Below are 23,761 nucleotides of genomic sequence, written 5' to 3'. Positions count from 1 at the left end.
GTCACCGCGGGGGGCCGCGGGGGGCTGCGCGGGGGGGGGGGTGTTGGTCCCCGCCCGGGGGGCCCGGCGGCCCCCCCCGGGGGGGGGGGGGGGGGGGGGGGGGGCGGGGGGGCCCCGCCCCCGGCCCCCCGACGTCACCGTGACCACCACGGTGGTACCCCTGTCGCGGAACGCCTGGACCAGCTCGTCCTGTGGGCACCCGAAGGTGAACCCCACCATCGCCGGCGGATCCGCCAGCAGGTCGGCGACCTTGGCGGGGAAGTCGTCGTCGCCCCCGACCGGGACTCCCAAGGTGGTGCTCAGCCGCCGTGCCTCTTTCCCGATGGCTCGCGCGTAGTCGTCGATCTCGGCCTGGTCGACGTCGTCGGCCGTGGGCATGAACACGTTCACCCCGAACGGGTGGGAGGTGAGCTCGCGTGTCCGCTCGATCTCCTGGCGCATCTGCGCGGCCGTCCTGTAGCCGGCCGCGAGAAACCCCAGGCCCCCGGCTTCGGACACGGCCGCGGCCAGTTCGGGGGTGGAGGCCCCACCGGCCATGGGAGCCTGCATGACCGGCAGCCTGGACGGCCATCTTCTTCTCGTCTCCTTCGGCACCCGGTCGTCGCCGGCGTCACGACGGTGAACGGGCCGAACGGCCAGGACTCACCGGCCGAGCACGTCGAGGAGTCATCGGGTTCTGCGAGCCTATGCGACCGAGCGTCACATCAGCCGGATCGCGGTGCCGACCCGCCTATCTCCAGGCGCGGCCAGTCGGCGAGGTCGCGCAGCAGTTGCCGGTCGTGTGTGGCCACGACGACGGCGGCGCTCGTGTCGCGGATCGCGTCGGTCAACTCCTCGACCAGCGTCGACGACAGGTGATTGGTCGGTTCGTCGAGCAGGATCAGACCGGGCCGCCCGGCCAGCGCCAGCGCCAGGCCGAGGCGCCGCTGTTGTCCCTGCGACATCCGCTCGACCGGGACGCGCATCGCGGCGGAGTCGAAAAGCCCGAGCGCCCCGAGCGGTACGGCGTCGGCGTCGCGCAGCGCCCCGCAGGCCACCAGCCGCCCCACCTGGCGGGCGTGCGCCTCAAGGGCGGTGAGTCCGGGGGCCTGCTCGGCGGTCTCCTGGGTGACCCAGGCGATTCGCGCGCCCTTCGCCGTCCAGAGATGCCCGTCGGTGGGTTGGAGCGAGCCGGCCAGCACCGCGAGCAATGTGGACTTCCCGGCGCCGTTCGGCCCGGTGACGAGCAGCCGGTCGCCCCCGTCGAGAGTGAGGTCGACCGGGCCGGTCAGCCGCCCGTCGACGGCGACGCCGTGCGCGCGCAACTGCGGCGCGCCCTGCCGGACGCCCAGGTCCGGCCACCGCAGGGCCGACGGCGGCTGCGGTACGTCGATGCGGTGCGCCCGCAGGGCGTCCTGCTGCCGGTTCAGGGCCTGCACCACGCCCGGCGCGCGGGACTGGCGCTGGTGCTTGCCGGTTCCCTTGTCCGGCCGCCAGCCGGTGGAGAGCCGGTCGCGGGCCTTCGAGACCGCCTCCTGCAGTCGCCGGTGCTCGGCCTGCTGCTGCTCGTGGTCCTGCTCCCAGCGCTCACGTTCGCGACGCCGGGCGTCTTGCCAGGCGTCGTAACCGCCGGCGTACAGATGTGGTTTGCCGTCGCGGGCCGGGTCGAGGTCGAGGAAGCGGTCCGCGACGTCGCGCAGCAGTGCCCGGTCGTGGCTGACGACGGCGAGGGCGCCGTCGTGCTCGCGCAGTCTGCCGGTCAGGAAGTCCAGCCCGCCGGCGTCAAGGTGGTTGGTCGGCTCGTCGAGCAGTAGAACGTCGTGCCGTGCGCCGAGCAGGCACGCCAGCCGCACCCGGTAGCGCTGCCCGACCGACAGCGTCGCCAGGGGACGGTCGCGGTCGGTGCAGGCGCCGAGGGATTCGAGGGCGACGTCGAGGCGGCGTTCGGCGTCCCATGCGTCGAGCCGGGTGGCGGCGTCGAGCGCGGCGGCGTAGCGGTCGTCGGCGCTGGGATCGCCCTCGGTCATGGCGAGGGTCGCCTCTCGCAGCGCGCCGAGAGCCGCGAGGGAGGCGGCCAGTGCCTGGGAGGTCAAGGTGGCGACGGTCTCACCGTCTCGTGCGAACAGTTCCTGACGGGCCAGGCCGATCGTGCCGGCCCGGTGCACGGTGCCTTCGTCCGGCGTGATCAGTCCGGCGAGGACGTGCAGCAGTGTCGTCTTGCCGCGGCCGTTCTCGCCGACGACGGCGATTTTCGATCGGGCGGAGACGGTGACCGAGAGGTTGTTCAGGACACGCCGGGATCCACGGGTGACGGTGACGTTCGTGGCGCGGACGTGTGCGCTGTCGCCTGCCTCGATGGGCAGGGAGATGGTTTCGGGGGTCGGGTTGAGGTTCAACGGTGCTCCGCAGCTCGCAGTGGAGCCGGGCAGCGGTAAGAGGCCGCCCGGCGGGAACCGGGACGGCGAGCGCGGATTCAGCAGGAAGAAGGCGCCGCCGTCAGCGGGCGGAGCGGATCTTCTGCGACCAGATACCTCGTGCCATGACGGTCACTCTAACAACCCGGGCACCCTGGGCTCATCCGGATTTCGCCTGCCTGTGACATCTATTAATCTACGTTGTAAAGGCATCCGGTTGGATTCAAGATCATTTACAGCGGACTAAAGACCCATCCACCAAAGGCAAACCCGCGTCGTTGGCCGGTCATGATGTCGTACGGGGGCGCAGTGCCGCGGCGGAGGCGGCCATGAAGGCGGCGAGCAGGGCGGGGATGCCCAGGGCCGCGGGCAGGCCGATGAGTTCGGCGGCGCCGCCGATGATGGCGGGGCCCGCCAGGAGGCCGGCGTAGCCGACGGTGGCGACTTGGGCGATGGCCTGGCCGGCGCGGGCGGGGTCATGGTTGCCCGCGGCGGAGAAGATCTGGGGAACGATGGTGGACAGGCCGAGGCCGAACAGGGCGAATCCGATGAAGGCGATGGGGATCTGGCCGGCGAGTAGTGCTGTGCCGAGGCCGAGGGCGGCGGTGAGGCCGGAGTAGCGCACCAGGCGTACCGGTCCGAAGCGTTGGGCGAGGTGGTCTCCGGCGAAGCGGCCGATGGTCATGGTGGTGGAGAAGACGGCGAATCCGGCGGCGGCGAGTGCTTGGGGGGCGCCGAGGTTCTGGAAGAGGTAGACGGCCGTCCAGTCGTTGGCGGCGCCTTCTCCGACGAGGCCTGCGAAGGCGACGGTTCCCATGAGGATGATCCAGCCGGTCCATGGGGCGCGGGTGCGGTGGTGGCGGTGGTGGGTGGGGGTTGGGGGAGGTGGTGGGGTGGGCAGGAGGTGGCGGCGGGCGTACAGGGAGATGAGGGCGAGGGGGATGCCGACGGCGGTGAGGGTGGTGGCGGCGCTGAGGTGGAGGTGGGCGAAGGTGGCGCCGATGCCGGCGCCGATGAGGCCGCCGATGCTGAACATGCCGTGGAAGGAGGACAGCAGGGGGCGGTGGTAGGCGCGTTCGACTTCGACGCCGTGGGCGTTCATGGAGACGTCGAGGAAGGCGTTGGTGAGGCCGAAGAGGAATAGGGCGGCGATGAGGGTGGGCAGGGTGGTGGCGTAGCCGGGGGGGATGACGGACAGTGCGGTGGCGATGGCGGCGGGGGTGATGAGGCGGGCGCTGCCGAGGTGGTCGGTGAGGTGTCCGGCGAAGCGCATGCCGGTGACGAGTCCGAGGGCGGTGGCGAGGAGGCCGTAGCTGAGTTGGCCGTCGCTGAGGTCGAGGGTGTGTTTGACGGCGGGGATGCGGGCGGCCCAGGCTCCGGAGGTGATGCCGAGGAGGATGAAGAAGTAGGAGAGGGCTTTGCGGGCGTTGGTGGGGTGCTGGGTGGTGGTCATGGGTGTTTCCCGGCCGGTGTGGTGGATCCGGGGCGTATTCAATTATGGGGGGTTTGGTGGGGGTGGGGTGTTGGGTGGTCAGTGGACGGAGAAGCCGCCGTCGACGCAGATGGCTTGGCCGGTGATGTAGGCGCTGGCGTTGCTTGCGAGGAGGACGGCGATGCCGGCGTAGTCGGCGGGGTGGCCGTTGCGGCCGGTGAGGGTGCGGGCGGCGAGTGCTTCGGGGAGGCCGGGGGTGTCTTGGACGGTTTGGGTGAGGGGGGTGAGGACGAAGCCGGGGATGATGGTGTTGGCGCAGACGCCGTGGGGGGACCAGGCTTCTGCTTGGGAGCGGGTGAGTCCGGTGATGGCGGCTTTGGAGATGCCGTAGGCGCCGCTGTTGCCGAAGGCTCTGATGGATTGCTGGGAGCCGATGTTGATGATGCGGCCCCAGCCGCGTTGGGCCATGAGGGGGCCGAAGTGTTGGCCGAGGAGGTAGGGGGCGGTGATGTTGACGGCCATTGTCTGGTGGTAGTCGTCGGTGGTGAGTTCTGTCATGGGGGGGCGGATGTTGTTGGCGGCGTTGTTGACGAGGATGTCGATGTCGCCGAAGAAGGTGGGGGCTTGGTGGCAGAGGTGGGTGATGTCGTCGGGGTTGGCGAGGTCGGCGGTGATGGTGGCGGCGTTGATGTTGTGGTGGTGGAGTTCGGTGAGGGTTTGGGTGAGGTGGGTGGTGCGGCGGGCGGCGATGACGATGTTGGCGCCGGCGTGGCCGAGGGCGTGGGCGATGGTGTGTCCGATGCCGGAGCTGCCGCCGGTGATGAGGGCGGTGCGGCCGGTGAGGGAGAAGAGGGTGTTTGTGGGTTCTGTCACAGCGACAGAACCTATCATCCTACCTTTTGGGGTGGGAGGGTTTTTCGGCTGGTGAGTGGTGGTCTCAGCGGGTGAGCGCGGCGTGTTGGATCTTGTTCATGATCGTGGCGAGGTCGCGCAGGGTGGGGGTGTCGAGGTGTTGCAGGAGGCGGCGGAACTCGTTGAGGCCGGCGTCGGTGATCTGTTCGGTGAGGGCGCGTCCGGCGGGGGTGAGTTCGACGCGGCGGATGCGGCGGTCGTGGGGGTCTTCGCGGCGGGTGACGAGGCCGCGGGCGACGAGGCGGTCGACGATGCCGGTGACCGTGCCGAGGCCGACGCCGAGGTGGGTGGCGAGGTCCTGGCCGGAGGCGAGGTCCTGGCCCGAAAGGATGAGGATGACTTTGAGCTGGCGCATGGTGAGGTTGGAGTCGAACAGTGGCGTCGGGGGGCCTTGCTGGGCGAGGAGCCGGCCCAGGGCGCGCTGGACGGCGCCGATGTGGTCGATCAGCTGTTCGCGGTCGTCGTTGTTCACGCTCACCTCTCGCTTCCTGAGAAGGTTATCAGGATTGGTAAGCTTCGTTAAATATTCGCCTGAGGCGAAGTGTTAGTCTGGGACGAATCTTGTTGTGATGTCCCTCCCTGAGGAGCCTGCCTCCATGACGTCCCTGGCCAGGTTGAGCCTCGCCAACCGCAGCCTCGTGATACTGATCACGCTGGTGTTGAGCGCGTTCGGTCTTTTCGCGATCCCCTCACTGAAACAACAGCTGCTGCCCTCGCTGTCGTTCCCGGGGGCGTTCGTGGCGGCCCCGTATCCGGGCGCCTCTCCTGAGATCGTCGAGGAGCAGGTGACCAAGCCGATCGAGAACAGTTTCCAGGGGCTGGAGGGGGTCTCGGAGGTGACCTCGACCTCCCGGGAGGGGATGGCGCAGGTCCAGGTGGCGTTCGAGTACGGCACCGACATCGACGCGGCGGTCGCGCAGATGCAGCAGGCGATCTCGCGGATCAGGACGCAGCTGCCGGAGGCGGTCGATCCGCAGGTCCTGTCGGGCGGGACCGACGACATCCCGGTGATGCAGCTGGCGGTGGGGGACGGCGGTGATCAGCGGGCCATGGCCGAGCGGCTTGAGCGGCTGGTGGTGCCGGAGTTGCGGGCTGTGGAGGGGGTGCGCGAGGCGACGGTGACGGGCGCCCGTGACGAGGTCGTGACGATCACTCCGGATGTCGGGAAGCTGGCGGCGCTGGGGTTGTCGCCGGCCGCGGTGGGAGATGTGCTGCGGGCCAACGGGCAGCCGGTTCCGGCGGGCAGCGTGACCGAGGACAAGGTGTCGCTCACGGTTCAGGTGGGGGCGCGGGTCGAGACGCTGGAGGAGTTGAAGGATCTGTATCTGATGCCTGCTGCGCCGCAGGCGCAGCAGGCGCCGCCGCAGGCCCGGCAGGCGCCGGGGGGCGGGGCGGCTGCTCAGGCCCCGCAGGGGCAGGCGCGTGCGCAGGCGGCTCCCAAGCCGGTGCGGCTGGGTGAGGTGGCGACGGTGGAGCGGACGCCGGCCGAGGCGACGTCGCTGACGCGGACCAACGGGCAGCCGAGCCTGGGCCTGTCGGTGACGATGGCGCCGGACGGCAACGCGGTGGCGATCTCGCACGCGGTGCGCGAGAAGCTCCCGGAGATGGTGCGGGCGATCGGGGACTCCTCGGAGATCACGGTGATCTTCGATCAGGCGCCGTATGTGGAGCGTTCGATCGAGGACCTGACGACCGAGGGGTTGCTGGGACTGGCGTTCGCGGTTTTGGTCATCTTGGTCTTCTTGTTGTCGGTGCGCTCGACGCTGGTGACGGCGGCGTCGATCCCGCTGTCGGTGATCATCGCGTTGATCGCGTTGTGGGTGGGCGACTATTCGCTGAACCTGCTGACGCTGGGGGCGCTGACGATCGCGGTGGGCCGGGTGGTGGATGACTCCATCGTGGTCTTGGAGAACATCAAGCGTCATCTGAGCTACGGGGAGGCCAAGCGCAAGGCGGTACTGGCCGGGGTGCGCGAGGTCAGCGGCGCGGTGACGGCCTCGACGCTGACGACGGTGGCGGTGTTCTTGCCGATCGCGGTGGTGGGCGGCATGGTGGGGCAGCTGTTCGCACCGTTCGCGATCACGGTGACGGTGGCGTTGCTGGCGTCGCTGCTGGTGTCGTTGACGGTGGTGCCGGTGCTGGCGTACTGGTTCTTGAAGGCGCCGGTTTTGTCGCCGGAGCAGGCGCGGGTGGTGCGTGAGAAGGCCGAGGCCAAGGAGTTGCGCAGTCCGCTGCAGCGGGCGTATCTGCCGGTGTTGCGGTTCGCGACGCGGCGGCGGCTGGTGACGGTGCTTGTGGGGGTGGTGGTGTTCGCCGCGACGATGGGGCTGGCGGGCCGGTTGGAGACCAACTTCATCGACTCCTCAGGGCAGGACACGGTCTCGATCAGCCAGCGGATGCCGGCGGGCACCGACCTGGCGGCGACGGACGCGGCGGCCAAGAAGGTCGAGGAGGTTTTGTCGTCGTTGCAGGGGGTGCGCGACTACCAGGTGAACGTGGGCGGTGGCGGCGGTTTCCTGGGCGCCGGTGGTGGCGGTGGTGATCGGGCGTCGTACTCGGTGACGGTCGCCGAGGAGACCGACAGCGCGGCGTTGGAGGAGGAGTTGCGCGAGCGGTTGGCGCTGCTGAAGGCCTCGGAGATCGGCACGGTCACGGTGGGCGGCGGCCAGGGCGGTCCCGGCGGCGGGTCGACCGACCAGCTGCAGGTGATCGTGCAGGCGCCGGATGTGGAGACGCTGCGTAGCGCGACCGAGACGGTTCGCGCGGCGATGGCGGATCTGGGCGGGTTGCGGGATGTGACCTCCAACCTGGAGGACGGTGCCGAGCGGGTCGAGGTGCGGGTCGACCGGGAGAAGGCGGCGGCCAGGGGGTTGAGCGAGACGCAGATCGGCCAGTTGGTGGCGCAGCAGTTCCGGGGGGCGCCGCTGGGTGAGCTGACGCTGGACGGCCGCGCGGGTGCGGTGGTGTTGCGGACCGCGGACGCTCCTGAGGACGTCAAGGCGGTGGAGGCGCTGCGGTTGCCGACGGCCACGGGGGTGGTGAGGTTGTCGCAGGTGGCGGAGGTGGCCGTGGTGGACGGTCCCACGCAGGTGACGCGGATCGACGGTGAGCGCAGCGCGACGGTGTCGGGTACGGCGACGGCCAGTGACCTGGGCAGTGTGACGACGGAGGTGACGTCGAAGCTGGATGCCCTGGCGTTGCCGGCGGGGGCGAGCTTCACCATGGGCGGGGTCAGCGCTGATCAGGACGAGGCGTTCGGGCAGCTGGGGCTGGCGATGCTGGCGGCGATCGCGATCGTCTTCATGATCATGGTGGCGGCGTTCCGGAGCTTCGTGCAGCCGCTGATCCTGCTGGTGTCGGTGCCGTTCGCGGCGACCGGCGCGGTGGGCCTGCTGCTGGTGACGGGTACGCCGATGGGGGTTCCCGCCCTGATCGGCATGCTGATGCTGATCGGCGTCGTGGTGACCAACGCGATCGTGCTGATCGACCTGATCAACCAGTACCGTGAGCAGGGGATGGGCATCGTGGAGGCGGTGATCGAGGGTGGCCGGCGCAGGCTGCGGCCGATCCTGATGACCGCGGTGGCGACGATCTGCGCGTTGATCCCGATGGCGCTGGGGCTGACCGGTTCCGGCGGGTTCATCTCCCAGCCGCTGGCGATCGTGGTGATCGGCGGGCTGTTGTCGTCGACGCTGCTGACGCTGGTTTTGGTGCCGACCCTGTATGTGACGGTGGAGCGGCTCAAGGAGCGGCTGCGGCGTAAGCCCAGGGGTGAGCACTCGCGGCTGAAGGTCTACGACAAGGACGAGCTGGCGCCGACGGCCCGATAGCCGGTAAACACCCGTAGACAAAGGTGTGGGCCGCTCACCTCGCACGAGGTGAGCGGCCCACACCTTTTCCCGGGTCCGCGGGGAGGGCGGCGCCCGGGGCCGGGTGGGTGCGGGCGGCGGAATATACTGACCCAACGTGACTGCCAAGCCGCGTATCCCCAATGTTCTTGCCGCCCGTTATGCCTCCGCGCAACTGGCCGGCCTGTGGTCTTCCGAGTACAAGGTGGTGGCCGAGCGGCGCCTGTGGCTGGCCGTGCTGGCCGCGCAGGCGCGGCTGGGGGTGGAGGTTTCCCCCGCGGTGTTGCGGGATTACGAGAAGGTGGTCGAGCAGGTCGACCTGGAGTCGATCGCCGCCCGTGAGCGCGTCACCCGTCACGACGTCAAGGCCCGCATCGAGGAGTTCAACGCGCTGGCCGGCCACGAGCAGGTGCACAAGGGCATGACGTCGCGGGATCTGACCGAGAACGTCGAGCAGTTGCAGATCCGCGACAGTCTGGTGCTGGTGCGGGACCGGTGCGTGGCGATGCTGGCCGCGCTGGCGGGTCTGGCGACGCGGCACTCGCAGCTGGTGATGGCCGGGCGTTCGCACAACGTGGCCGCGCAGTCGACGACGCTGGGCAAGCGGTTCGCCTCGGCGGCCGACGAGTTGCTGGTGGCGTTCGCGCGGCTGGAGGAGCTGATCGGCCGTTATCCGCTGCGCGGCGTCAAGGGGCCGGTCGGCACCGCCCAGGACATGCTGGACCTGCTGGGCGGGGATGCGGCCAAGCTGGCGGCGCTGGAGGAGGAGGTGGCCGCCCACCTGGGGTTCGCCCACCGGCTGACCAGTGTGGGGCAGGTGTATCCGCGGTCGCTGGACTACGAGGTGCTCAGCGCGCTGGTGCAGCTGGCGGCGGCTCCCTCCTCGCTGGCCAAGACGATCCGGCTGATGGCCGGGCACGAGCTGGTCACCGAGGGGTTCGCCGAGGGGCAGGTCGGCTCCTCGGCGATGCCGCACAAGATGAACACCCGCTCGTGTGAGCGGGTCAACGGGCTGGCGGTCGTGGTGCGGGGGTATGCGTCGATGGCCGGGGAGCTGGCCGGCGACCAGTGGAACGAGGGGGATGTGTCGTGTTCGGTGGTGCGCCGGGTGGCGCTGCCGGACGCGTTCTTCGCGTTCGACGGGCTGGTGGAGACCATGCTGACGGTGCTGGAGGAGTTCGGCGCCTTCCCCGCGGTGATCGCCGCCGAGCTGGACCGCTACCTGCCGTTCCTGGCGACGACGAAGATGCTGATGGCCGCGGTGCGGGCCGGGATGGGCCGCGAGAGCGCCCATGAGCTGATCAAGGAACACGCGGTGGCGTCGGCGCTGGCGATGCGCGAGGGCTCCGGCGGTAACGAGTTGGTCGCCCGGCTGGGAGCAGATGAGCGTTTTCCGCTGGAGCGGGCGCAGCTGGAGGCGTTGCTGGGCGAGCCGATCTCCTTCACCGGGGCGGCCTCGGCGCAGGTGGAGGCGGTCGTGCAGCAGGTGGGGCGGGTCGTGGAGCGCTACCCGCAGGCGGCCGCCTACCGGCCGGGGGCGATCCTCTGAGCGGCGTGCCGGTGCGGCTGCGTGACGTCGCGCAACTGGCGCGGGCCTGCTCGGGGGATGCGCTGGTGTTGTGGGGGGCGCAGGCGATGGGGCCGGGGGTGCGGGCGTGGGCGCTGGGGGAGGCGGTGGCGGTGGCGGTGGCCTGCCCCGACCTCAACCGCCGTGATCGCCTCACGGTGTACGGGCAGGCCGATGCGGTGGGCGCCCTGCTGGAGGGACTCTTGGAGGAGGTCGGCCCCTCCTACCGGGTGATGGGGGAGCGAAAGCTGGTGGAGCAGGTGGTCGCCCGATCGGCGCGGCTGCGCCCGCTGGGGGTGTTCGAGTGGATGGAGGCGGCCGCGTCCGCGCTCACCTGGCCCCGGCCGGAAGCCGGAGCGGAGTGGCTGGGGGCGGCCGAGGAGGGGCAGGTCGCCGCTCTGCTGGCGCGGGCGGCTCCCGGCTCCTGGGCGGCGCCGGGCGTGGCGGGGGTACGGCGCTGGGCGGGGGTGCGCGGCCAGGACGGTCATCTGGTGGCGGTGGCCGCCGACGCCTGGTCGTGTGCGCAGGTGGGGTTCGTCGCCGGGGTCGCCACCGCGCCGGCCGTACGCGGCCACGGCCACGGCGGTGCGGTGTGCCGGTTCGTGCTGGGGGAGCTGGCGGCCGCGCACGAGCGGGTCGCGTTGATGGTCGACACCGGCAACCATGCCGCCATCGCCCTGTACGAGCGGCTGGGGTTGCGCGGGCGGCCGCTGGCGGCCGCCGCTCTTGACGGCGCCTGAGTTTTCCGTCCCGGGCGAGAAGCCGCGCGAGCAGGTCTCGCGCGGCTTCGGTGTGGTCTCGGGGGCGGGCGCCCTGGGAGGAAAACCTGGTGCGGGGCGCGGTCACGGCAGGCAGAGTGGACGAAATGATGTCCAGTTTCATACCTGGCCTGGAGCTTTCGCGTGCTTTCTACGCCCAGGTCGTGGGACCGCTCGTGGCCGACGTGCCGCACAGTGCCGCGCTGATCGGCGCCGGGTCGGAGGTCTTGGCGTTCGACACCGAACGCTCCACCGACCATGACTGGGGGCCCAGGGTGGTGGTGTTCGTGGCCGCGCACCGCGCCGAGGAGGTGCGGCGCGCCGTCGGCGAGGGCCTGCCCGCGGACTTCGGCGGCTATCGCACCGCCGTGGGCGGTGAGTGTCACGGGGTGCAGGTGAGTGATCCGCGAACCTGGTTCACCGATCGGCTGGGATTCGACCCGCTGGGCGGGGTGAGCGTGCTGGACTGGCTGTCGACTCCCTGGCAGCGGCTGGCGGAGGTCACCAGCGGGGAGGTCTTCCACGACGGCCTGGGGGTGATGGGGCGCTCGCGCGCCGCGCTGCGCTGGTATCCGCCCGATCTGGAACGCTACGTGCTGGCCGGGCAGTGGAGGCGCCTGGCCCGGCAGGAGGCCTTCCCCGGGCGGTGCGGGGAGGTCGGCGACGACCTGGGATCGGCGGTGGTCAGCGCGGACCTGGCGCGTGACCTGATGCGGCTGGTCGTGCTGATGCGGCGGCGCTACCCGCCGTACGCCAAGTGGCTGGGCAGCGCGTTCGCCCGTCTGCCGGGGACGGCGGAGCTGGGGGAGGCGTTGTCGGCGGCGCTGGCGGCCACCACCTGGCGTGAACGAGAAGAGCACCTGGGGGTGGTGTATCGGCGGGTGGCGGCCTGGCACAACCGGATGGGGGTGGCCGCGGCACCGGAGGGGAGCCTGCGCCCGTATCACCGGCGGCCCTTCCAGGTGATCGGCGCCGACCGGTTCGCCGACGCTCTGAGCGCGGCCATCACCGACGCCGGTGTGCGGGCGCTGCCGGCGGTGGGCTCGATCGACCAGTTCGGCGACTGCGCCGAACTGCTGACCGATCCGCGGCGCTGCCGGGCGGCCACCCGCGCCGTCCTGGACCTGTGAGGCCTCGAAGGCGCGGGTCGAAGGCGCAGGTCAGGCTGTGAGCGGTTCGCGGCGGCGGGCGAGCACGCGCCGCTCGAACCACAAGGTGGCCAGCGGCGGCACCGAGCACACCAGGCCGACGACGACCGTACCCCGGCTCCAGCCGTCCTGGCGGGCCGCGTACAGCACCGCGGCCAGGTACAGGACGAACAAGGCGCCGTGCACCGGGCCGAAGATCTTCACGCCGAGGTCTCCGGTGGCGGCGACGTACTTGAAGTACATGCCGATGAGCAGGCCGGCCCACGAGCATGCTTCGGCGATCGCCACGTAACGGAACAGGCGGAGTGCGGTCGGCACGGCGCGTACACCTCTCAGAAGGGGAAGACGTCGAGACGGCGGGGCGTCCGGACGGGGGAATACGGCCTTCAGCCTATGGGGGCGAGGTGGCGCCCGCCCCGCCGGGGCACGGGCACGGGGGTGCGAGAGGGGTGCGGGAGGGGGAGGTGCGGCGCCCGGGCCGGGGGAGGGCCGGGGCACCGCACCCTTGACCTGAAGTTAACTTCAGCTTCTAGGGTCGTGGAGGTGGCGCCCACCGGGCTTTTCGCCCCCGCCGCCGGGCGGCGGCGGGGGGCGCCGGTCCTTCACCCGACGAGCACGGAAAGCACGGTGACCCACCATGAGCATGGAAATGGCGGCCTGGCATTCGCTGTACGCCACGATGCACGCCCAGCAGGACCGGCGGCCGTTGTCGGTGGTCACGCTGCGGCGGATCGCGGCCTTCGCCCGCCCGCACCGTTTCCTGCTGGCGTGGTTCCTGCTGCTGAGTGTGGTGTCGGCGGTGCTGGCGGTGGCCACGCCGGTGCTGGCCGGCCGGGTCGTCGACGCGATCGTCGGCGGCGCCGCGGTGGGCGTCGTGGTCGGGCTGGCCACGGTGATCGCGGTGATCGCGCTGGCCGAGGCGGCGCTGGGCCTGCTGATGCGGTGGATGTCGGCGAGTATCGGTGAAGGGCTGATCCTGAGGTTGCGCGGCGCCGTCTTCGACCACGTGCAGCGTATGCCCGTGGCCTTCTTCACCCGCACCCGTACCGGCGCGCTGGTCAGCCGGTTGAACAACGACGTCATCGGCGCCCAGCGCGCCTTCAGCGACACCTTGTCGGGTGTGGCGGGCAATCTGGTGACGCTCACCTTGACCCTGGTGGTGATGGTCGGCATCTCCTGGCAGCTGACCGCGCTGGCACTGGTGCTGCTGCCGGTGTTCGTCGTGCCGGCCCGGCGGGTGGGCGGCCGGCTGGCCCGGATGGAACGCGAGGCCGCCGACCACAACGCGGCGATGAGCACCCAGATGACCGAGCGTTTCTCCGCCCCCGGCGCCACCCTCGTCAAGCTGTTCGGCCGCCCCGCCCAGGAGTCGGCCGAGTTTCTGGCGCGGGCGCGGCGGGTGCGTGACATCGGGGTGCGCACCGCGATGGTGCAGTCGGTGTTCGTCACCGCCCTCACCCTGGTCTCGGCGCTGGCACTCGCCCTGGTGTACGCGGTGGGAGGCTTTTACGCGTTGCGCGGTGAGCTGGAGCCGGGCGCGCTGGTGGCGCTGGCGTTGCTGCTGACCCGCCTGTACGCGCCGCTGACGGCGCTGGCCGGGGCGCGGGTGGAGGTGATGAGCGCCCTGGTCAGCTTCGAGCGGGTCTTCGAGATCTTGGACCTGCGGCCGCTGATCACCGACAGGGCCGACGCCCGGGCGGTTCCGCAGGGGCCGGTGACGGTGGAGTTCGACCGCGTCGGCTTCGCCTACCCTTCGGCCGAGAAGGTGTCGCTGGCCTCCCTGGAGGAGGTCGCCGTCTTGGACGGGCGCGGCGGTGCGGCGGTGCTGGGGGAGGTGTCCTTTCGCGCCGAGGCCGGGCAGATGGTGGCGCTGGTGGGCTCCTCGGGGGCGGGAAAGTCGACGATCGCGCAGCTGCTGGCGCGCCTGTACGACGTCGACAGCGGCGCGGTGCGACTGTCGGGGGTGGATGTCCGCGAGTTGTCGGCGGCCTCGATCCGTCAGACGCTGGGCGTGGTGACCCAGGACGGGCACCTGTTTCACGACTCCATCCGTGCCAACCTGCTGCTGGCCCGCCCCGAGGCCACGATCGAGGAGCTGTGGCAGGTGCTGGGGCGCGCCCGGCTGGCCGATCTGGTCTCGGCGCTGCCTGAGGGGCTGGACACCGTGGTCGGTGAGCGCGGCTACCGGCTCTCGGGCGGGGAGCGCCAGCGGCTGACCATCGCCCGGCTGCTGCTGGCCCGCCCCCGGGTGGTGGTGCTGGACGAGGCCACCGCCCACCTGGACTCCACCAGTGAGGCCGCGGTCGCCGAGGCGCTCACCGAGGCGCTGGCCGGACGGACCGCGCTGGTCATCGCCCACCGGCTGTCGACGATCCGCACCGCCGACCTGATCTTGGTGGTCGAGGATGGGCGGATCGTCGAGCGGGGCACGCACGCCGGCCTGCTGGCCGCCGGCGGCCGCTACGCGCAGCTGTATCGCACCCAGTTCGACCGGCAGGCCACCACGGCGGCCACCCGCTGAAGCACGGCTGAACCTCTCGTCCTTCGCAGCACCGGGCAGGTGGATGGGGCGCGCCCGGCGCGGGCAGCGGGCGCGCCGGGCGCCCTCTGCCTCACCACTCCTCACCCCCGCACCGGATTCGCCTCAGGCCCGTCGGTGTGGGCGCCGGTGATGTCGATGACGACCTTGCCGGTGACCTTTCGTTCGCGGACCACCTGTGCGGCCTCCTCGGCTCGCTCCCAGGATCCGCGCCAGCCGACCTGCGCCGACAGGGCGCCCGAGACGAGCAGAGCGGCCAGCAGGCCCAGGTCGGCTCCGACGGCGGCGGCGTCGCCGAAGGAGCTCAAGGTGCGGGCCTGGCCGGGAAAGAAAGTGGAGCCGGCGGGGAAGACGGCCGGCTCACCACTCGCCCAGCCGATGCTGTGCAGGGTGGCGCCGGGGGCGAGCAGTGACCAGGCGGCCACCAGGTGCGGACCGCCGACCGTCTCCAGCACCACGTCGAACGGCTCACTCACCTGTCGCAGGCCGGCCAGGCCGACGACGACCTCGTGGGCGCCGAGCGCGGTGAGGGCGGCCTTGTGGGCGCCGTCGCGGACCGAGGCGACGACGTGGGCGCCGGAGCGAAAGGCCAGTTGCACCGCGTAGCGGCCCACGGCGCCGGTGGCGCCGGTGATCAGCACCCGCCGGCCCAGCAGGGAACCGGCGGCGCGCAGCGTACGCAGGGCCGTCATGCCCGCCATGGGCAGCGCCGCGGCCTCGGCCAGGGCGGCCGCGCCGGGCAGGGGGGCGACGTCGGCGACGCCGACCGCCAGGAGTTCGGCCCAGGCACCGGACCCGAAGGCCAGCACGCGGGTGCCCGCCGCGGGGCCGGTGCCGTCCGAGGCGGGGCGCACGACGACTCCGGCGGCGTCGTAGCCGCCCACGTGACCGGCGGGCAGGTGGGCGAGCATGCCCAGTTCGCCGGGGTTGAGGGAGGCGTGATGCACCTGCACGAGCACCTGGCCGGGGCCGGGTTCGGGGTCGGCGACCTCCCCCAGGCGCAGGCCGCAGGGGGCGAGAGGGTCGACGAGGAGAGCGCGCACGACAAAGGCTCCTGCCGGTCGGGAAGGACGGCACGCGGAAGGCCCCGCACACCGAAGCACACCGAACCAATCGGACCGCTGGTCCGGTTAGCTGTGGGCTAATATACGGACCGACAGTCCGATTGCGCAAAGAAAACCGAGGAGGAAGCGGTGAGCGAGCGCGCCGACGCCGCCCGCAACCGCCGCGCCATCCTGCGCGCCGCGGAAGAACTACTGGCCGCCCACGATGCCCGCGACGGCGCCCATGACGGTGCCCGCGGTGCCCACATCTCCTTGGACCAGGTCGCCGCGCACGCCCAGGTCGGCAAGGGCACCGTCTTTCGGCGCTTCGGCAGCCGCACCGGGCTGATGCAGGCCCTGCTGCAGGAGCGGGCCGCGCAACTGCGCGAGGCACTGGAGTCGGGACCACCACCCCTGGGACCGGGCGCGCCGCCCGCCGAGCGCATCGTCGCCTTCCTGGACGCCCTGTGCCGGCTGGCCGCCGACAACCTCGCCCTGCTGGCCGCCCACGAACGCTCCTGCGCCCCCGACCGTCACGCCGACCCCACCTACGTGCGCTGGCACACCCACCTGCAAACCCTGATCACCCAGGCCCGCCCCGACCTGGACGCCGGCTTCGTGGCCCACACCCTGCTGGGCATGTTCGACGCCGACATGGTGCGCCGCCTCACCCCCCGCGCCGACCCCGGCAGGTTCGCCCGCTCCATGCGGCAGCTGGTGGGGGAGTTGCTGGCCTGAACGAGAACGGCCGGGGCCGTCGCGCGAGCGGGTGAGCACCTTCGGTCGAATCTTCGCGCCGGCCGCGCGGCATCGAACACCGCGTCGAGTACCACGCCGCCCGGCGCCCCTCACCCGAGGCGGAGACAGAAGCGGGCCGCCTGCCGCTCAGTTCGACGAGGGACCGCGCAGCAACGGATGCGAGCGCATCGCCACCTCCAGCTCCCCGGGCAGCTCGTCGCGGTAACGCCCCAGCGTCGCCAGATCACTGTGACCCAGAACCCGCCGCACCGCGTCCATGTCCACCGCGTCGGCCAGCAGATGGGTGGCCGTGGTGTGACGCAACCCGTGCGGGGTCACCGAACGACGCCGATCGGGATCCACCCTGCGCTGCACCCGGTCGATCACCGCCTGCACATCGCCCCGCGCCAGCCGCCGCCCCCGCCACGACAGCAGCAACGCCTTGTCGGCGGAAGCCATCCGCCCGTGCAGCAGATAGGCCTCCCACACCAGCGCGACGTCGTCGGGCAGCGGCACATCCCTCGTCTTGCCGCCCTTGCCGAAGATCCGCCAGTAACGCACCCCGTCGTTGGTGTAGAAATCCTCCACGTTGGCCCGGACCAGCTCCGACACCCGCGGCCCCAGCGTCGAGAGCATCAACACGATCAGCCCGTCACGCAGTTCGGTGTGCTGGTCACGCCGGCGCACCCGCCCCGCCCTGGCCGCGGGCACCTCCTGCGGTGCTTCGGCCTGCGGCCCGCCTCCCAGCTCACGCGCCGCGCCGATCAGTCCTCGCGCCTGCTCGCGGGTGAGCGCCCGCCGCTGCGGCCGCAGCCCGCCGCGCTCCTTGGCCGTCACCGTCGCCGTCGCCATCGGATTGACCTGCACCCACCCGGCCAGCACCGCGTGCTTGAACAACGCCGAGATCGACCGCCGAAACCGCGCCTGAGAGGAGGCCGACTGTGAGGCGGAGGAGACCGGCTGAGAGGCGGTGCCCGCCGCCTCCTCGGGCCGCGAGCGCCGTCGCCCGTCGGGTTTACGGGCGAAGGCCAGCAGGACGGCGTCGACGTCCTCACCGGTCAGATCGTCCAGGACCGTCTCCTCGCCCGCCAGATCCACGAAAGTGGCCACATCACGCGCGTACACCTCCGCCGTCGACGCCGACAACGCGCCGGTCAGGGTCTTGGCCCGCACCAGCTCCACGTAACGATCGGCCGACTCGCCCACACTGAGACGATTCAGATCAGCAGGCCGCATGATCCCGGCGACACCCCTTTCGTATCCTGGCCGCCCTCAACGGCCGCTCACCCGCCACCAGTGCCACATCCCCGTCCGCCGAAACCCCCGCCCTTTCCCGCCCTGCCACCGCCGGCTACCGGCGCCTGTCGCGGCGACAGGCGCCGGCCGTGGCCGCGGGAAAGCGGCCCGCCGGCCATCTCACCGATCATGTTCATTCCCCCACGGTAGACGAACGCCCGGCGCAGGGCTCGCGAGGAAAACCCCGCCGCCCGGCCTCACGGAAGTCCCGAAGATGTTTTTACCGGATTCGACTGATCTGTGGTGACGTAATGGCGTTACCGCCTCGCCTCCGGCTCGCTCGCCCCGCGCGCAGTCATGAGGGGGCAGACCCCGGCCGGAGCCCGCCGGTGAGACCCCGCGTCCTTCAGCAGTTCACCCGTGGCCGATCCCGGTGAATCACTCAGGCGGCGAACAACCCGAAACCAGCGTGAACAGTGTGTTACGGCCTGCACACCCCTCTACCGAATCACCCCGCCAACCGGGAAGCTGACCTCATCCCCACCCCGGAAAGCCGCGGAAAACCCCGGAAAGGACACACATGCTCAAACGCACCCAACTGTTCGGCCGTAAGACCCGCGTCACCTTCGCCCTGCCCGCCGACCACCCCCATGGTGTCGTCAGCGTGGTCGGGGACTTCAACGACTGGCAGCCCGGTCGTCACGAGATGCGCCGCCGCCGCAACGGCACCCGTACCGTCTCGGTCATCCTGCCGCCCGGAATCCACCGCTTCCGCTACCTCGCCACCGGCGGCCTGTGGTTCGACGACGACACCGCCGACCACATCGACCACCACAGCAGCGTCATGCGCCTGTGAACCCCGCCGCCGGGCAGACCTTCCGAAGATCACCCCCCCTCACCGTCCGGGGCCAGGACCGCACGCAGACGATCGGCCAGCTCCAGCGCCTGCCGCACCGACCAGGGGATCACCCCGTTCTCGCTCATCAGCGCGTGATACTGCTGGTGCTCGTAAGGAGTAAGGAGTTCCCTCGGGCAGGGGAGCGATGTGCCAGTGCAGGTGGGCGTTGCCCTGCCGGCTGCCCAGCGACAGCAGGTAGGTGCGTTCGCAGGGCACGACGGCCTCGACCGCCAGGGCGACCCGGCGAACCGTCCCCATCAGCCGCAGATAGGCCCCCTCGTCGAGATCACGGACCACGTGTTCGACATGGGCCTTGGGCGCCACCAGAACCTTGCCGGCCATCGTGGGATAGCGGCCCAGGAAAGCGACGTGATGCTCGTCTTCGAACACGACCTGTTCGAAGTCGTAACCGGCGGCACCCGCCACGACGGCGCAGACGAAGCAAGGACCACCACCTGACCTGCCCCTACCACCAGTGGCCCTACGACATGAACGGCGCGCTGCGCACCGCGCCGGTGATGCCCAAGGGGAGAGGTCACCCGGTCGCCGATTTCGTGGACGATGGCAGCCGCTGCCATCAGTTGACGAAAGAGCCCGACAAAGGAGGTTGAATGCGACAAGCCGCCCGGCGAGCACGTCACTCGAGAAGATCGTGATCACCTGGCGGGTCAAGTGAGACGCCAGGCTCAATCGCATCCACAGGCGGCTTGGCGGTCATTGATTACACGAATCGGCTAAGCGACTTCTCCACAAGGCGATCTTCGCTGTGCGGATTAAGCGAGATGCACCCGGAGTCACACGGGATGCTTGAAGTAAGCCGAATAGGACGAAGGGCGATATGCTTGCACTATTGGCTCTATACCGTACAGAATCATTGTTATCAGAGGGAGTCATGATCAACATCTGCGTCATCGCAGTACATCATGTTGGTGCGATCGCATCAACAGTGCCTCGTTGCTGCAAAGCATAGCCTGCCTCGGTGTCGGGCCGGCTATGACTCTGTGGAGTCACTCTCTTCAAAGACGGGTCCATAGAAGGTAGCCCTAACCGCGTCGACTTCAGCATTGAGTGGCGTAATTCATAGACAGACTATTCCAGGTGAGCATCAGGCCATTCCCTGGATCATGAGGCTGCCCTCACAGCCTGACCACCCCGCCAAGAATGCCCGCTCCGGGTGACCGATTGCGGACATCGTCATAGCCGCGCTCTGTTGTGATCGGTAAGAAGGTGAGAGCACGGAAAGCGCTGTATTGATCTTGACGCAGGTGATGCTGAATAGGGCGGTCGCGTGCAGCATCGGGGAGGCCAGTGTGCTGGATAAAGACGATGCGCCGTGGCTGGGCCGAGGCCCGGTGATACTCGGGATGATCCATCTGCAGCCGCTACCTGGCACCCCGTTTCATCAGGAGGGCAGCTTCCCGCAGATCCTGCGCACGGCGGTTGACTCGGCGCGCGCTTTGTATGAAGGTGGCGCGGACGGCGGTCTCATTCAGACGGTGGATCGGGTGTATCCCCCCGGCGAGGAGTGTGATCCGGCGCGGATCGCCGCGCTCAGTCTCATTACCCGCGCTGTCGCCGACGCCGTCGGCCCCGACTTCCGGGTGGGGGTGCAGGTGATGAGGAACGGTGTGCAGGTGTCGCTGGCTATCGCCAAGGTCGCCGGTGGGGCTTTTGTGCGCGTGGGCGCGATTGTGGGGGCGACGCTCACCACGCACGGCATGGTTGAAGCCGATCCGCTGGCGGTGATGGAGTACCGCAAGAAGATCGACGCCCAAAACGTGAAGATCATCGCTGAGGTGGAGTCGATGCATTACACGTGGTTCGGGGGCGGCAAGACGGTCGCCGACGTCGCCCGGGCGGCCCGGCAGGTCGGCGCGGACGCGGTGTCGCTGTGCCATCCCGATGAGGGACGCGTGCTGGAGATGATCGCCTCGGTGCGCGCCGCCGTACCGGGTATGCCGATCATCCTGGCCGGTCACACCAATCACAGCAACGCCGCCCGACTGCTGGCCTCGGCCGAGGGCGCCGACGGCGCGTTCGTCGGCACCTGCCTGGAAGGTGAGGGCTGGGGCAGCGCCATCGTCGCCGACAAGGTCAAGGCGTACGTGGACATCGTGCGCGGGGCAGCGCGGTGAGCCCGGTGCCTGGCGTTGCGAGCGATACACAGCTAGGAGGAACACAATGACCTCCCCATCGCCGCCTGGTCCCCCCGCCTACACCCTGGCTGAGATGCTGCGCCAGGCTGACGCTTTGGCTGAGGACCTGCGCGCCGGGTACGGCCCGGCCCTACAGCAGGTTCGCGGCCTTCCCCTCGTTGGGGACCAGTCGGTGATTTCCCGGGTCTACCTGGTGGGCAGCGGCGATTCCCACCACGCCGCCTTGGCCACGCAGATGGCCTTCCACCAACTGGCGGGCGTGTCGTGTGAGCCGTTGAGTGCGCTGCGCATGTTGGAGTACGGCGCCGCCTGGGAGCACGACGACGCGCTGCCCGCGGGAACCTTGGTGATCGGGATCTCTGCTTCCGGCGGTAACCGGCGCCTCATCGGCGCGCTGGAGCGAGCTGGTGAGCACGGCGCCCGTACCCTGGCCATCACCGCCACCGCGCACAGCCCGCTCACCCGGGTGAGCGACCACACCGTGACCCTTCCCCTGGAAGGGCTGCGACCTTGTCCCGGGATCCGCACCTACCAGGCCAGTCTGCTCGGCCTGCTGCTGACCGCCATCGAGTTGGGCCGACAACGCGGCCACCAATCAGCGCACGCCGACGTGCTCAATCGGGAGGTGCTGGCCGCAGCCGACGCCATCGAGGCCACCACCGCAGCGCTGCGGCCGCGGTGTGAGCACCTCGCCGACCAGATCGCTGACGCGCCGGTGACGATGGTGCTCGGCAGCGGCCCAGGGTATGGCAGTGCCCTGTTCGCCGCCGCGAAACTCATCGAAGCCGCCGGTGTGTTCGCCGCCGGACAGGACCTGGAGGAGTGGGAGCACGTCGAAGTCCTGGCGCACCCCCGCAACATGCCGACCATCGTGATTGCCGCGCCGGGCCGCAGCCGCAACCGTGCCCTGCGGGTGGCCACCCGCGCCCGCAATTACGGGCGCACCGTCATCGCCGTGGCTGACGATAGCGACCGCGACCTGGCCGAGACCGCCCACGTGGTATTGCCACTGCACAGCACGGTCCGTGAGGAGTTCTCCGCACTGGTGTCCCACCTGTTCGTCGGCCCTTTGGCCTGCTTCGTTGCTGAGCGTCTGAAGCGGCTACCATTCACGACCAATCATCCCCAGCCATGATCACGAAGCCGCGACGGTTTTCGCTCGGCGCCGATGGGCTTACCACCTGTCCCAGTTCCCACTACGTCCCGTCAGAAGTCGCAGAGCCCAGGGCGGTACCCGCGGTGCACCTCTAAATGGCGACGCGAGCCAACTCCAAAACCTCCCCCGGAGAGATTTCACGATCCCACGGGGTGGCCACCTCGGTCAGGAAGCGCACCGCACCCATCAGCGCGTACGGAGACTCGGGGCGCCCCGCCGCGTGCAGGACCCGCCAGGGCGAGCGCACCGTTGTCCCGATCATCAGCTCAGGTGCGGCGCACGAGCTGGTGTCGGCGCTTTGGGTTTGGGTCAGGATGCCCACGTGCTGCCAGAACGCCAGCAGATCCGCCATGGTCTCCACCTGCGGGTGGCCGCAGGCTTGAACCAGTGCGGAGAATCCGCTGTCCCAGCGGGCCCAGCTGTGCTCATCACCGATCATCTGCAGCCGCAACGTGTGGATGCCGGGGTATTCATCCAGTTCGGGCATCTCACCGGCAGCCGGTATGCAGTCCAGGGGCGGCTGGATGCCGTCCCAGACGCAGGAGGTGAGCCACTGTTCACCGTCGTCCCATCGTCCAGGGGTCTGGGCCGCGGCGTGTGCGGCGATTTCCTGCGCCGAGGCGCACGGGGCGTCGAGGAAGGCCCTGATGATCTCACCGGCGCGGGGGCAGATCGTCAGCCAGCCGGTCTCGTACACCCCGATGACCGCATGAGGCGTATCCGCCGGCCGTGGGAGGTCGGGGTGGGTGAGGGTGATCTGGTGCGGCCGCGAGGGCAGGGTGGGCAGTTCCACCCGGTGGGGGCGGCGGCCGTAGCGGTCGGTCCAGTCGTGGGCCAGGGTCACCCGCTGGCACTCGAGGGCGTCTTCTTCGGCTTGGCGGACCTTGTCGCGGGCGGCGCGCAGCTGCTCGCGCCGCTGCTGTTCGGCGGTGGTCAGATGCACGTGGCAATGCTCGGCGCCGATGCCGGTGAAGATGCGCTTGGCGCAGCGCACCCCTTTGAGGTTGACGCCGGAGCACTGGGCGTGCGGGAAGAGGTCAGGGCGAGAGGCCTCGCTCAGCGCCTGCAGGTGTTCGGCGGGGATGTCGGGTTTGGCGGGGGCGTACAGCTCCGGGATGACCGCCTGCGGGTCGCTGCCGGCTTCGCGGGCTTGGGCGAACACCGAGCGCGGGCGCGGCACCCCACTGCTCCAGGAGGGGGCCAAAGGCAGGCGGGCTTCGACGATGACGCCGGCGTGCGCGGCATTGATCAACGCTTGGGTCGCCTCGTGCTGGATGGACAACTCTTCGGTGAGGTTGAGGCGTGCGCCGTGGATGAGGGACAGGATGGAGTTGATCTCCCACGACAGCTGGGCGGCTTGGACCAGCAGCCAGGCGGGGGAATGGCCGCCGTGGTGGTTGCGGCGCGGTACGGCGACCGTGCGGGCGGGGCGACGCGACTCCGTTGTGATCATTGTTGCCTCTTCAGGTTTGCCGAGGTGAGCAAAGGGGTCGCCGTCAGCTTCCCGGCTGGGCGGGGGTGGAGACTGATCACCCTCCGTTATATGTACCAAACTTGGTACAGACCTTTGAGGATCATGCACGCCACCTTGGGTAAGTGCCCGCCCCGATCACGCCACGCCTCGCTGAGCTGCGCAGACAGTTCGGCCTGCGACTGCGCGACGTGCGGGAAAGTCAAGGACTCAGCCAGGAACGACTCGGAGAACTCGCAGAGGTCGACCGCAAGACCATCAACCGCATCGAGAACGGCATGTACAGCCCTCGACTGGACAACATCTTCCAGATCGCCGACGCCCTCGACATCTCGATCAAGGAACTGTTCGCCGCGCGTAGCGCCTCACCCAACAAATGAAGGCATGTTGCCTATGTGCGGGTACGGTCGCGCCATGCCATCGCATTGAGCAAGGGACGAGCCTTCGCGAGGATCGCTGGTCACGA

Annotated in this window: 20 protein-coding genes and 1 pseudogene; 11 read left to right on the top strand and 10 right to left on the bottom strand. The window is 70.1% G+C overall.

What is annotated here, in order from left to right; genetic code table 11:
• The 5 genes from ACFY3V_RS34455 to ACFY3V_RS34435 form a co-directional block, all read right to left on the bottom strand.
• Positions 1-549: nitronate monooxygenase (locus ACFY3V_RS34455; protein WP_389779321.1), on the bottom strand; the 549-nt coding region annotated here is incomplete at its 3' end.
• 155 nt (positions 550-704) lie between these two features.
• Positions 705-2,375: an ABC-F family ATP-binding cassette domain-containing protein gene (locus ACFY3V_RS34450; RefSeq protein WP_389779319.1), complete on the bottom strand. Its 1,671-nt coding sequence runs from the start codon at positions 2,373-2,375 to the stop codon at positions 705-707.
• A gap of 304 nt (positions 2,376-2,679) precedes the next feature.
• The gene (locus ACFY3V_RS34445) at positions 2,680-3,846 is read right to left on the bottom strand and encodes an MFS transporter (RefSeq protein ID WP_362904619.1); all 1,167 of its coding nucleotides are present in this window, start codon (positions 3,844-3,846) and stop codon (positions 2,680-2,682) included.
• A 78-nt stretch (positions 3,847-3,924) separates the two neighbouring features.
• The gene (locus ACFY3V_RS34440) at positions 3,925-4,698 is read right to left on the bottom strand and encodes an SDR family oxidoreductase (protein WP_362904621.1); all 774 of its coding nucleotides are present in this window, start codon (positions 4,696-4,698) and stop codon (positions 3,925-3,927) included.
• Between the two features lie 64 nt (positions 4,699-4,762).
• The gene (locus ACFY3V_RS34435; protein ID WP_350949734.1) at positions 4,763-5,215 is read right to left on the bottom strand and encodes a MarR family transcriptional regulator; all 453 of its coding nucleotides are present in this window, start codon (positions 5,213-5,215) and stop codon (positions 4,763-4,765) included.
• 118 nt (positions 5,216-5,333) lie between these two features.
• Between ACFY3V_RS34435 and ACFY3V_RS34430 the strand changes: the two genes are divergently transcribed.
• From ACFY3V_RS34430 to ACFY3V_RS34415, 4 genes are all read left to right on the top strand, one after another.
• Positions 5,334-8,567 carry an efflux RND transporter permease subunit gene (locus tag ACFY3V_RS34430; protein ID WP_389779316.1) on the top strand — a complete coding sequence of 1,078 codons (3,234 nt, stop codon included), beginning with the start codon at positions 5,334-5,336 and terminating at the stop codon, positions 8,565-8,567.
• 136 nt (positions 8,568-8,703) lie between these two features.
• The gene (purB, locus tag ACFY3V_RS34425) at positions 8,704-10,134 is read left to right on the top strand and encodes an adenylosuccinate lyase (protein ID WP_350949732.1); all 1,431 of its coding nucleotides are present in this window, start codon (positions 8,704-8,706) and stop codon (positions 10,132-10,134) included.
• Between the two features lie 5 nt (positions 10,135-10,139).
• The gene (locus ACFY3V_RS34420; RefSeq protein ID WP_389779314.1) at positions 10,140-10,892 is read left to right on the top strand and encodes a GNAT family N-acetyltransferase; all 753 of its coding nucleotides are present in this window, start codon (positions 10,140-10,142) and stop codon (positions 10,890-10,892) included.
• 128 nt (positions 10,893-11,020) lie between these two features.
• Positions 11,021-12,040 (top strand): DUF4037 domain-containing protein, encoded by a 1,020-nt coding sequence (locus ACFY3V_RS34415; protein WP_389779313.1) that lies wholly within the window; start codon positions 11,021-11,023, stop codon positions 12,038-12,040.
• Between the two features lie 30 nt (positions 12,041-12,070).
• Here the strand turns inward: ACFY3V_RS34415 and ACFY3V_RS34410 are convergent, their stop codons facing one another.
• Positions 12,071-12,376, bottom strand: coding sequence for a DUF3817 domain-containing protein (locus ACFY3V_RS34410; protein ID WP_362904633.1), 306 nt, complete (start codon positions 12,374-12,376; stop codon positions 12,071-12,073).
• A 319-nt stretch (positions 12,377-12,695) separates the two neighbouring features.
• Between ACFY3V_RS34410 and ACFY3V_RS34405 the strand changes: the two genes are divergently transcribed.
• Positions 12,696-14,579, top strand: a complete 1,884-nt coding sequence (locus ACFY3V_RS34405) for an ABC transporter ATP-binding protein (protein WP_389779310.1) — start codon at positions 12,696-12,698, stop codon at positions 14,577-14,579.
• 101 nt (positions 14,580-14,680) lie between these two features.
• On the opposite strand, the gene ACFY3V_RS34400 is transcribed toward ACFY3V_RS34405, so the two are convergent.
• Entirely contained in the window at positions 14,681-15,640 is a 960-nt protein-coding gene (locus ACFY3V_RS34400; protein WP_389779308.1) for a zinc-binding dehydrogenase, read from the bottom strand.
• Between the two features lie 150 nt (positions 15,641-15,790).
• Between ACFY3V_RS34400 and ACFY3V_RS34395 the strand changes: the two genes are divergently transcribed.
• Positions 15,791-16,378, top strand: coding sequence for a TetR/AcrR family transcriptional regulator (locus ACFY3V_RS34395; protein ID WP_389779306.1), 588 nt, complete (start codon positions 15,791-15,793; stop codon positions 16,376-16,378).
• Positions 16,379-16,525: 147 nt separating this feature from the next.
• Here the strand turns inward: ACFY3V_RS34395 and ACFY3V_RS34390 are convergent, their stop codons facing one another.
• Positions 16,526-17,584: a tyrosine-type recombinase/integrase gene (locus ACFY3V_RS34390; RefSeq protein ID WP_362904641.1), complete on the bottom strand. Its 1,059-nt coding sequence runs from the start codon at positions 17,582-17,584 to the stop codon at positions 16,526-16,528.
• Positions 17,585-18,194: 610 nt separating this feature from the next.
• On the opposite strand from ACFY3V_RS34390, the gene ACFY3V_RS34385 reads away from it, so the two are divergent.
• Positions 18,195-18,470 carry an isoamylase early set domain-containing protein gene (locus tag ACFY3V_RS34385; protein ID WP_362904643.1) on the top strand — a complete coding sequence of 92 codons (276 nt, stop codon included), beginning with the start codon at positions 18,195-18,197 and terminating at the stop codon, positions 18,468-18,470.
• Between the two features lie 240 nt (positions 18,471-18,710).
• Here ACFY3V_RS34385 and ACFY3V_RS34380 read toward each other — a convergent pair.
• Positions 18,711-18,854, bottom strand: a pseudogene (locus ACFY3V_RS34380) (hypothetical protein); the annotation flags it as partial.
• 113 nt (positions 18,855-18,967) lie between these two features.
• Between ACFY3V_RS34380 and ACFY3V_RS34375 the strand changes: the two are divergent.
• The 3 genes from ACFY3V_RS34375 to ACFY3V_RS34365 all read left to right on the top strand — a co-directional run bounded on the left by ACFY3V_RS34375 (position 18,968) and on the right by ACFY3V_RS34365 (position 21,803).
• Positions 18,968-19,123 (top strand): Rieske 2Fe-2S domain-containing protein, encoded by a 156-nt coding sequence (locus tag ACFY3V_RS34375; protein ID WP_389779328.1) that lies wholly within the window; start codon positions 18,968-18,970, stop codon positions 19,121-19,123.
• Positions 19,124-19,822: 699 nt separating this feature from the next.
• A complete protein-coding gene (locus ACFY3V_RS34370) occupies positions 19,823-20,647 on the top strand; it encodes a BtpA/SgcQ family protein (RefSeq protein WP_389779304.1) in 825 nt (274 codons plus the stop codon).
• A gap of 94 nt (positions 20,648-20,741) precedes the next feature.
• Positions 20,742-21,803, top strand: a complete 1,062-nt coding sequence (locus tag ACFY3V_RS34365) for an SIS domain-containing protein (protein WP_362904186.1) — start codon at positions 20,742-20,744, stop codon at positions 21,801-21,803.
• Positions 21,804-21,915: 112 nt separating this feature from the next.
• Here the strand turns inward: ACFY3V_RS34365 and ACFY3V_RS34360 are convergent, their stop codons facing one another.
• Complete coding sequence (locus ACFY3V_RS34360; protein WP_362904184.1) at positions 21,916-23,277, bottom strand: hypothetical protein; 1,362 nt, start codon at positions 23,275-23,277, stop codon at positions 21,916-21,918.
• A gap of 143 nt (positions 23,278-23,420) precedes the next feature.
• On the opposite strand from ACFY3V_RS34360, the gene ACFY3V_RS34355 reads away from it, so the two are divergent.
• Positions 23,421-23,675, top strand: coding sequence for a helix-turn-helix transcriptional regulator (locus tag ACFY3V_RS34355; RefSeq protein ID WP_362904182.1), 255 nt, complete (start codon positions 23,421-23,423; stop codon positions 23,673-23,675).
• Positions 23,676-23,761: the final 86 nt, after the last annotated feature.

Origin of the sequence: Streptosporangium sp. NPDC000095 (genome assembly GCF_042899335.1) — a bacterium.
Taxonomy (GTDB): domain Bacteria; phylum Actinomycetota; class Actinomycetes; order Streptosporangiales; family Streptosporangiaceae; genus Streptosporangium.
Note: the sequence above shows the minus strand (reverse complement) of the source record. Positions and strands in the feature narration are given on the sequence as shown.

Coding starts and splice junctions, on each gene's coding strand:
- ACFY3V_RS34445 (WP_362904619.1), bottom strand. CDS start 3,846: ATGACCACCACCCAGCACCCCACCAACGCCCGCAAAGCCCTCTCCTAC.
- ACFY3V_RS34430 (WP_389779316.1), top strand. CDS start 5,334: ATGACGTCCCTGGCCAGGTTGAGCCTCGCCAACCGCAGCCTCGTGATA.
- ACFY3V_RS34415 (WP_389779313.1), top strand. CDS start 11,021: ATGTCCAGTTTCATACCTGGCCTGGAGCTTTCGCGTGCTTTCTACGCC.
- ACFY3V_RS34405 (WP_389779310.1), top strand. CDS start 12,696: ATGAGCATGGAAATGGCGGCCTGGCATTCGCTGTACGCCACGATGCAC.
- ACFY3V_RS34385 (WP_362904643.1), top strand. CDS start 18,195: ATGCTCAAACGCACCCAACTGTTCGGCCGTAAGACCCGCGTCACCTTC.
- ACFY3V_RS34365 (WP_362904186.1), top strand. CDS start 20,742: ATGCTGCGCCAGGCTGACGCTTTGGCTGAGGACCTGCGCGCCGGGTAC.
- ACFY3V_RS34360 (WP_362904184.1), bottom strand. CDS start 23,277: ATGATCACAACGGAGTCGCGTCGCCCCGCCCGCACGGTCGCCGTACCG.